Raw genomic sequence first — 8,218 nt, forward strand, 5'->3', positions numbered from 1 at the left:
GAACAGGTGACGGTCATGACCACCCTCACCACGGGCGCCGGACGCCCGGTGATCACCGCTTGGTCGGCCGTGTCGCCGTACGGCATCGGCAGGGCCGCGTTCACCGAGGGACTGCGGGAACGGCGCGCCACCGTCACCGAACTCGGCCCCGAGCACGGCACCGTTCCGGACGGCGTGGGCTGTGTCGTGCCCGCGTTCGGCATCCGGGAGGTGCTCGGCAAGAAGGGCACCCGCTCGATGGACCGGGTCACCGGCCTCGCGGTCACCGCCGTCGGATCCCTGCTGGACGACGCCGAGCGCAACCGCGCCGTCGGCACCGGCGAGGGCGCGGCGTTCGCGCTCGGCACCACCACGGGCAGCGCCCAGTCCATGATGGACTTCACCCGCGACTCCCTCACCGGCGAGCAGCCCTTCTTCGTCGACCCGGCGCGGTTCCCCAACACCGTCATGAATTGCGCGGCCGGCCAGAGCGCCATCTGGTACCAGCTCAAGGGCCCCAACGCCACCATCGCGGGCGGCCGCACCGCCGGCCTGCACGCCCTCAACTACTCGCGCCGGCTGCTCGGTGCGGGCCGCGCCCGCACCGTCCTGTGCGGCGCTGCCGAGGAGTTCTCCCAGGCCCGCGCCTGGCTTGAGCACCACAGCGGCGACGCCGCCGGGGACGGGGCCCCGGTACTCGGCGAGGGCTGCGCCATGCTGCTCGTCGAACCGCACACCCCTGGCGACCCCGGCCAGCCCGTGCTCGCCGAACTCCTCGCGGTGGAACTCGGCGTCGTCCTCGACGGCGACACCCGCCCCGCCCTCGTCTCCTGCCTGCGCTCGGCGCTGCGCCGGGCCGGCGTCGAACCCGGCCAGGTCGCCGCCGTCGCCCGCTCCGGCGCGCCCGGCCGCGAGGGCCGGGGCGAGGCCGACGCGGTGCGGGAGGTGTTCGGGTCGGCGGAGCCCGCCGACCTGACACCCACCGGCCTGATCGGCGACACCGGCGCCGCCGCGGCCGCCTTCCAGGCCGCCGCCCTGCTGTCGTACGCCGAGGACCGGCCCGCGGATGCGGCCGGCCGGTTCGGCGTGATCACCTCCGTGGACCGCACCGGCACCGTCGGCTGCGCCCTGCTCGGCCTGCGCTGAGCCCCCGCCCTCCCGAAAGGAACCGAACCGTGCTGGAGAAGGAAGAACTGCGCAGCCTCGTGGCCGAGGTACTGGACGTCGAGGTGGCCGATGTGACCGACACCGCGCGCTTCGTCGACGACCTCGAGGTCGATTCGCTGATGGCGCTGGAGGTCGTCGTGGTGCTGGAGAAGAAGTACGGCATCAAGCTGCCCGAGTCCGACCTCAAGTACATCGTCAACCTGCAGAGCGCCTACGAGCTCCTGCTCGGCAAGCTCGACACCGCGCGGGCGGCCTGATGCCCGCCGCCAGCCCACTGCGCGGCGCGGTCGAGGTGCTGCCGGCCGACGGCGAGCTGAGCACCGCGGCCCGGTTCACCGTGGCCGACACCGAGACCGTGCTGCCCGGCCACTACCCGGGCTTCCCGATCTTCCCCGGCGTCTGCCTGGTCGAATGCGCCCGGCAGAGCGCCGAGGCCACCCTGCCCGAGGCCGCCAAGGGCGCCGTGCTGGCCGCGGTGGAGTCCACCCGCTTCACCGGACCGGTCTTCCCCGGCGACCAGGTGGACATCGACCTGGCCTGGAAGCGGACTCCGGCCGGCGACTGGCAGTGCCGGGCCAAGCTCACCACCGGGCGCGGCCCCGCCGCCGGCGTCCGGCTGCGCTACGGCCTCGCGGCGAGCGCACGGGTGGCGGCATGATCGGCCAGCGCGACATCCGGGCCCGGCTTCCGCACCGCTTCCCGATGCTGCTGGTGGACCGCGTCGTCGACGTCGTCCCCGGCGAGCGGCTGATCGCCCTCAAGGCGGTCACCTGCAACGAACCCTGGTACGAGCCGCTCGGCGCGGACACCCCCGACGAGGACTTCGCCTACCCGGCGGCGCTGCTCGTCGAGTCCTGGTGCCAGTCCGCCGGCGTCCTCGCCACCTGGGACGACCCCAACCCGGACGTGCTCGACGGCCAGGTGATGCTCTTCGGCGGCATGACCGGCGTCGAGTTCCACCGGCCGGTGCTACCCGGCGAGGTCCTGGAGCACCGGGTGCGTCTCGACCGCAAGGTCGAGGACACCCTGCTGTTCGAGGGAGAGACCCGCTCGGCCGGCGAGACGGTCATGACGGTGGGGCGGATCGTCATGGCCTTCCGCCCGGCCGCGGCCCTGCGTCCCGCCACCGCCTGAGCGCACCGAGCGCCTGACCGCCCGCCCCGCCTGAGGAGAGAAAGACCATGTCAGACAGTACGACGAGCCGGGTCGCCCTGGTGACCGGCGGTTCGCGCGGCATCGGCCGGGCCACGGTCCGCGCGCTGGCCCGCGACGGATTCGACGTCGCGTTCTGCTACCGCTCGGACGACGACGCGGCGCGCACCCTGGAGAAGACGGGCGAGGAGTTCGGCGTACACGTGGTCGGCACCCGCACCGACGTCGCGGACGGAGCCGCCGTACGCGCCTGGATCGAGGCGACCGAGGACCGGCTGGGACCGGTCGACGCGGCCGTCACCGCCGCGGGCATCACCCGCGACAACCCGCTCGTCCTGATGGAGGACGAGCAGTGGCGACAGGTCCTCGACACCAACCTGGACGGCGTCTACCACGTCTGCCGCGCAGCGGTCTTCGGCATGATGAAGCGCCGCGGCGGAGCGATCGTCAACATATCCTCGGTCGCCGGTGTCTACGGCCACCCCACCCAGACCAACTACTCCGCCTCCAAGGCGGGGATCATCGGTTTCACCCGCGCCCTGGCCAAGGAGACCGGCCGGGCCGGCATCCGCGTCAACGCGGTCGCCCCCGGTTTCATCGAGACCGACATGGTCGCCGAGATGAACGACAAGGCCCGCAAGGCGGCGCTCTCCTCGATCCCGCTGCGCCGGATGGGCACCGCGCAGGAGGTCGCCGAGCTGGTCGCCTACCTGGTCTCCGACAAGGCCGCGTACATCACCGGTGCCGTGCTCCAGATCGACGGCGGCATCACCATCTGAACCGCCCCACCGAACCGTCCGAACCACTCGAAGCACTCGAACCACCCGTACGAAACCGTTGGAGGCGGTGATGGCACGACGCGGACCGCGCTGGTACTTCTCCTTCCGCAGCCCCTACTCCTGGATGGCGTACCGCGACCTGGTGGACCGCTACCCGGACGTGGCCGACCAGCTCGAATGGATCCCCTTCTGGGAGCCGGACGAGCCGGCCCTGGACGAGCTGGAGCGCAGCAACATCAAGCTGCCGTACGTCCCGATGTCCAAGGAGAAGCACCTGTACATCCTCCAGGACGTCCGTCGGCTCGCCCGGGCCCGGGGCCTGGAGATGGTGTGGCCGGTGGACCCCGCGCCGCGCTGGGAGGTCTCGCACCTGGCCTACCTGGCGGCGGCCGAACTCGGCGCCGGACCCGAGTTCATCGCCGAGACCTACCGCACCCGGTGGGAACTGGGCGAGGACATCTCCGATCCGGCCGTGATGGGCCGCGTCGGCAAGGAGGTCGGCATCGACCCACTGGTGGCGGAGGGCGCGCACGCCGACCCCCGCATTCGCGAGGTGGGTCTTCAGGCACTGAACTCGCTCCACCGGGACGGAGTCTTCGGCGTCCCGTTCTTCATCGTCGGATTTGACAAGTACTGGGGTGTCGACCGGCTGCCCGGATTCGCGGAATCCGTGCGGGCCGGCCGCCCGGCCCAAAAGAAAGGATGACCATCATGGCGACCAATCCCTTCGAGGACGACAGCGCGAGCTACTACGTACTCGTCAATGACGAGGGCCAGTACTCCCTGTGGCCCGCGTTCGCCGAGGTGCCGGCGGGCTGGACCGTCCGCCACGGCGCGGCGGGCCGCCAGGAGTGCCTCGACCACATCACCGCGAACTGGACGGACATGCGGCCGACCAGCCTGGTCCAGGCCATGGCGGCCTGACCCGGGAACACGGGAGAACACCGGAGCGCATCCGGGCACACGGGCGGGACGCGGCGCGGCCGCGCCACGGACGGGCGTTGGCAGGTATCTGCAACGCCCGTTCTCCGTTGCCGGGGCCTGTTGGCAGGTTGATGCAGTGGCCGTTGTCGGTGATTTCGGGCGGATGCGAGAGTGGAATTCGTTCCACAAAATCGCGGCTTGAGATTTCGGCCACACGTTGTCTGCTAGGGGTGGATGAGAATCATGCTCGGTGGAGACGGTATGTCACTTACCGCGGCGCAGGCCGGAATCTGGTTCGCCCAGCAGCTGGACCCGGAAAACCCGATCTACAATGCGGCCGAATATCTCGATATCCGGGGCGCGGTGGATCACGGGATTTTCGAGATGGCGCTGCGCCGCCTCGTCCGGGAGTCCGAGGCGCTGCGGATGCGCATCGTCGAGGACGACGAGGGCTTGTCGCAGAGCGCCGACCCGGACCCCGAGTGGGCGCTCGACGAGCTGGACCTGCGGCACGAGGCGGAACCGGAAGCGGCCGCCGAGCGGTGGATGCGCCAGACGCTCGCCGAGCCCGTCGACCCGCGCCGGGACCTGCTCTTCCGCTTCGCCCTGCTGCGGGTGGCCGACGACCGTACCTTCTGGTTCTACCGCTACCACCACGTCACCGTGGACGGTTTCGCCGTCGCGCTGCTCACCCGGCGCGCCGCCGAGCTCTACACCGCGCTCGCCGAAGGCCGGGAGCCCGAGCCGAGCGGCTTCGCCACCGTCGCCGACCTGGTCGACGCCGACACCGCCTACCGCGCCTCCGAACGCTTCGCCGCGGACCGGGAGTTCTGGCGGGAGAGGCTGACCGGCTGCCCCGAGCCGGTCAGCCTCTCCGACCGCAAGCCCGTCATGCCCCAGGGCTTGGTGCGCCGTACCGCCTTCCTCCCCGCGGACAGCCTGGAGGCGCTGCGCGACACCGCCCGCGAGGTCGGCGTGACCTGGCCCGCCGCGATGATGACCGCCGCCGCCCTCTACCTCCAGCGCTCCACCGGCGCCGACGAGGTCGTTCTCGGCGTCCCGGTCTCCTGCCGGCTCGGCAAGGCCGCCCGCGCCGTACCGGGCATGGTCTCCAACGTCGTCCCGCTGCGCGTCCCGGTCACCCAGGACATGACCCTGGCCGGCCTGCTCGCCCAGGTCTCGGCCGAGCTGCGCGCCGCGGTCAAGCACCAGCACTACCGGTACGAGGACCTGGTGCGCGACCGCAACCTGCTGGGTGGCGGCGGCCGCCTGGCCGGCCCCGAGATCAACATCATGATGTTCGACTACAAGCTGGCCTTCGGCGAGTTCCCCGCGCTCGTCAACAACCTCTCCATCGGCCCTTCCGACGACCTGTCGCTGATCGTCTACGAGCGCTCCGACGGCCGTGGCCTCCAAGTCGACTTCGACGCCAACCCCGCGCTCTACTCGCCCGAGGAGATCGCCGCCCACCAGCACCGCTTCCTCGGCTTCCTGCACCAGCTGGCCGCCGCCGACCCCCATTCCCCGGTCGGCCGCATCGACCTGCTGGACGCCGCCGAGGACGACCTGGTGGTACGCCGCCACAACGACACCGCGCACCAGGTCCCCGAGACGACCCTGACCGCGCTCCTGGAGGCCCAGGCCCTGCGCACGCCGGACGCCGAGGCGCTCCGCTTCGAGGGCAGCTCCCTGACCTACCGCGAACTGCACGACCGTGCAGACCGCCTCGCCCACGTGCTCCGCGCCCGCGGCGTCGGCCCGGAGAGCATGGTGGCGCTGGCCGTGCCCCGCTCCGCGGACCTCGTCACCGGCCTGCTCGCGGTCCTCAAGACCGGCGCCGCCTACGTCCCGGTCGACCCGGACTACCCGGCCGAGCGCATCCGGTACATGCTCGCCGACGCCCGGCCCGCGCTGCTGCTCATGACCGCCGAGACGGCCGTGCGCCTGCCGGCCGGACTGGACGCCCCGCTGCTCGTCCTCGACATCGACGACACCGCCGACCTGCTCGCCGCCCAGCCCCCCGGCCCCGCCGACGGCCCTGCCCCGACGGGCGACCACCCGGCGTACGTCATCTACACCTCGGGCTCCACCGGCCGGCCCAAGGGTGTGCTCGTATCCCACCGGGCGATCGCCAACCGGCTGCTGTGGATGCAGCACCGCTACGGACTGGGCGCCGACGACCGCGTACTGCAGAAGACCCCCTCAGGGTTCGACGTCTCCGTCTGGGAGTTCTTCTGGCCGCTCATCAGCGGCGCCACCCTGGTCGTCGCCCGCCCCGAGGGCCACAAGGACCCGGCGTACCTCGCCGAACTGATCCGCACCGAGCGGATCACCACCGCGCACTTCGTGCCGTCCATGCTCCAGGTCTTCGTCCAGGAGCCGGCCGCGGCCGGCTGCTCCGTGCTCCGCCGGGTCGTCTGCAGCGGCGAGGCACTTCCCGGAGAGCTCCAGAACCAGTTCTTCCGGGTGCTGCCCCGGGTCGGCCTCTACAACCTGTACGGCCCCACCGAGGCCGCCGTCGACGTCACCGCCTGGGAATGCGCCCCCGGCGACGGCGCCGTCCCGATCGGCCGTCCCGTCTGGAACACCCGCACCTACGTCCTGGACGCGGCCCTGCGCCCGGCCGGACCCGGCGCCCCCGGCGAGCTGTACCTCGCCGGCGTCCAGCTCGCCCGCGGCTACCTCGGCCGCCCCGGACTGACCTCGGAGCGCTTCGTCGCCGACCCGTACGGGCCGCCCGGCGCCCGCATGTACCGCACCGGCGACCTGGCCCGCTGGACCCCCGACGGCGCCCTGGTCTACCTCGGCCGCACCGACGACCAGGTCAAGATCCGCGGCTTCCGCATCGAGCTCGGCGAGATCGAGGCGGCCCTCGCCCGGCACCCGGGCATCGCCCACGCCGCCGTCGTCGCCCGTGAGGACACCCCGGGCGACAAGCGCCTCGTGGCCTACCTGGTTCCGGCACCGACCGGTGCCCCCGGCCCCGACGAACTGCGCCGCGAACTGGCCGGGGAACTGCCCGCGCACATGGTCCCGGCCGCATTCGTCACCCTCCCCGAGCTCCCCCTGACCCCCAACGGCAAGCTGGACCGCAAGACGCTGCCCGCCCCCGACCTCGCCGTGGCCGCCGCCGGGCGGGCCCCGGGCAACCCGCGCGAGGAGATCGTCTGCGGCCTCTTCGCCGAGGTGCTCGGGCTGCCCCGGATCGGCATGGACGACAACTTCTTCAACCTGGGCGGGCACTCCCTGCTCGCCACCCGGCTGGTGTCCCGGGTCCGCGCCACCTTCGGCACCGAACTCACCATCCGCAGCATCTTCGAGGCCCCCACCCCGGCTCTCCTCGACGCCCGGATCGCCGACGGCGACCGCGCCGAGGACCCGCTCGACGTGGTCCTGCCGCTGCGCCCGCACGGCAGCCGTCCGGCGGTCTTCTGCGTGCACCCGGCCGGCGGTCTCGGCTGGTGCTACGCGGGCATCATCAAGCACCTCGGGCAGGACACCCCGGTCTACGCCCTCCAAGCCCGCGGCCTGGCCGGCACCGGCGAACTCCCCGCCACCTTCGAGGAGATGGCCGCCGACTACGTCGAGCAGATCCGTAAGATCCAGCCGCACGGCCCGTACCACCTGCTGGGCTACTCCTCCGGCGGCATCGCCGCCCACGTCATCGCCTCCCAGCTGGAGCGGGCCGGCGAAGAGGTGGGGCTGCTCGCCATCCTCGACACCTACCCCGGCCAGACCCTCGCCGAGCTCGGCGAACAGGAGATCCTGGCCGACCTGCTGCGCTGGGTCGGCTACGACCGCCGCTACCTCGGCAAGAAGCCGCTCAAGCACGAGAAGGTCATTGAGATCCTGCGCAAGCTCGGCAGCTCGCTGGCCAGCCTGGAGCAGCATCACATCGAGGCCATCGGCCGGGTCTACGCCAACGGGCGCACCCTCGTCCACGAGTTCGTGCCCAGCCGCTACGGCGGGGACGTGACCGTCCTGGTCGCGTCCCTCGACAAGGTCGACATCTCCCCGACCCCGGAGACCTGGCGGCCGTACGTGGCGGGCGAGATCACCGTGCACCACCTGGAGCGCAACCACAACGACCTGATGAAGCCCGCGGCCCTGGCCGAGATCGGGCGGATCGTCGCCGCCGAGCTGCTCCGCATCGAAGCGGCCGCCCCGGCCGCCGCCGTCCCGGACGCGGCCGGTGTCTGAGGAAACCGCAAGCCATT

The 8,218-nt window shown here is 72.1% G+C and carries 8 protein-coding genes; all 8 read left to right on the forward strand.

The window, feature by feature from the left end; genetic code table 11:
- The first annotated feature begins 15 nt into the window (after positions 1-15).
- The 8 genes from ACFYOB_RS30305 (at position 16) to ACFYOB_RS30340 (ending at position 8,201) form a co-directional block, all read left to right on the forward strand.
- A complete protein-coding gene (locus ACFYOB_RS30305) occupies positions 16-1,125 on the forward strand; it encodes a beta-ketoacyl synthase N-terminal-like domain-containing protein (protein ID WP_388565048.1) in 1,110 nt (369 codons plus the stop codon).
- Positions 1,126-1,154: 29 nt separating this feature from the next.
- Positions 1,155-1,403, forward strand: coding sequence for an acyl carrier protein (locus ACFYOB_RS30310; protein WP_388565051.1), 249 nt, complete (start codon positions 1,155-1,157; stop codon positions 1,401-1,403).
- Positions 1,403-1,804, forward strand: a complete 402-nt coding sequence (locus ACFYOB_RS30315; protein ID WP_388565053.1) for a 3-hydroxyacyl-ACP dehydratase FabZ family protein — start codon at positions 1,403-1,405, stop codon at positions 1,802-1,804. Before ACFYOB_RS30310 ends, ACFYOB_RS30315 begins: the two co-directional genes overlap by 1 nt.
- The gene (locus tag ACFYOB_RS30320; RefSeq protein ID WP_388565055.1) at positions 1,801-2,280 is read left to right on the forward strand and encodes a 3-hydroxyacyl-ACP dehydratase FabZ family protein; all 480 of its coding nucleotides are present in this window, start codon (positions 1,801-1,803) and stop codon (positions 2,278-2,280) included. The genes ACFYOB_RS30315 and ACFYOB_RS30320 overlap by 4 nt, the downstream gene beginning before the upstream one ends.
- 47 nt (positions 2,281-2,327) lie before the next feature.
- On the forward strand, positions 2,328-3,077 hold the full coding sequence (gene fabG / locus ACFYOB_RS30325; protein ID WP_388565058.1) for a 3-oxoacyl-[acyl-carrier-protein] reductase: 750 nt from the start codon (positions 2,328-2,330) through the stop codon (positions 3,075-3,077).
- Between the two features lie 70 nt (positions 3,078-3,147).
- A complete protein-coding gene (locus tag ACFYOB_RS30330) occupies positions 3,148-3,783 on the forward strand; it encodes a 2-hydroxychromene-2-carboxylate isomerase (RefSeq protein ID WP_388565061.1) in 636 nt (211 codons plus the stop codon).
- A 5-nt stretch (positions 3,784-3,788) separates the two neighbouring features.
- Positions 3,789-4,001 (forward strand): MbtH family protein, encoded by a 213-nt coding sequence (locus tag ACFYOB_RS30335; RefSeq protein ID WP_388565064.1) that lies wholly within the window; start codon positions 3,789-3,791, stop codon positions 3,999-4,001.
- A 261-nt stretch (positions 4,002-4,262) separates the two neighbouring features.
- Positions 4,263-8,201 carry an amino acid adenylation domain-containing protein gene (locus ACFYOB_RS30340; RefSeq protein WP_388565067.1) on the forward strand — a complete coding sequence of 1,313 codons (3,939 nt, stop codon included), beginning with the start codon at positions 4,263-4,265 and terminating at the stop codon, positions 8,199-8,201.
- Positions 8,202-8,218: the final 17 nt, after the last annotated feature.

It is taken from the genome of Streptomyces sp. NPDC006463, from assembly GCF_042870715.1.
GTDB lineage: Bacteria > Actinomycetota > Actinomycetes > Streptomycetales > Streptomycetaceae > Streptomyces.

Coding starts and splice junctions, on each gene's coding strand:
- ACFYOB_RS30305 (WP_388565048.1), top strand. CDS start 16: ATGACCACCCTCACCACGGGCGCCGGACGCCCGGTGATCACCGCTTGG.
- ACFYOB_RS30315 (WP_388565053.1), top strand. CDS start 1,403: ATGCCCGCCGCCAGCCCACTGCGCGGCGCGGTCGAGGTGCTGCCGGCC.
- ACFYOB_RS30320 (WP_388565055.1), top strand. CDS start 1,801: ATGATCGGCCAGCGCGACATCCGGGCCCGGCTTCCGCACCGCTTCCCG.
- fabG (WP_388565058.1), top strand. CDS start 2,328: ATGTCAGACAGTACGACGAGCCGGGTCGCCCTGGTGACCGGCGGTTCG.
- ACFYOB_RS30330 (WP_388565061.1), top strand. CDS start 3,148: ATGGCACGACGCGGACCGCGCTGGTACTTCTCCTTCCGCAGCCCCTAC.
- ACFYOB_RS30335 (WP_388565064.1), top strand. CDS start 3,789: ATGGCGACCAATCCCTTCGAGGACGACAGCGCGAGCTACTACGTACTC.
- ACFYOB_RS30340 (WP_388565067.1), top strand. CDS start 4,263: ATGTCACTTACCGCGGCGCAGGCCGGAATCTGGTTCGCCCAGCAGCTG.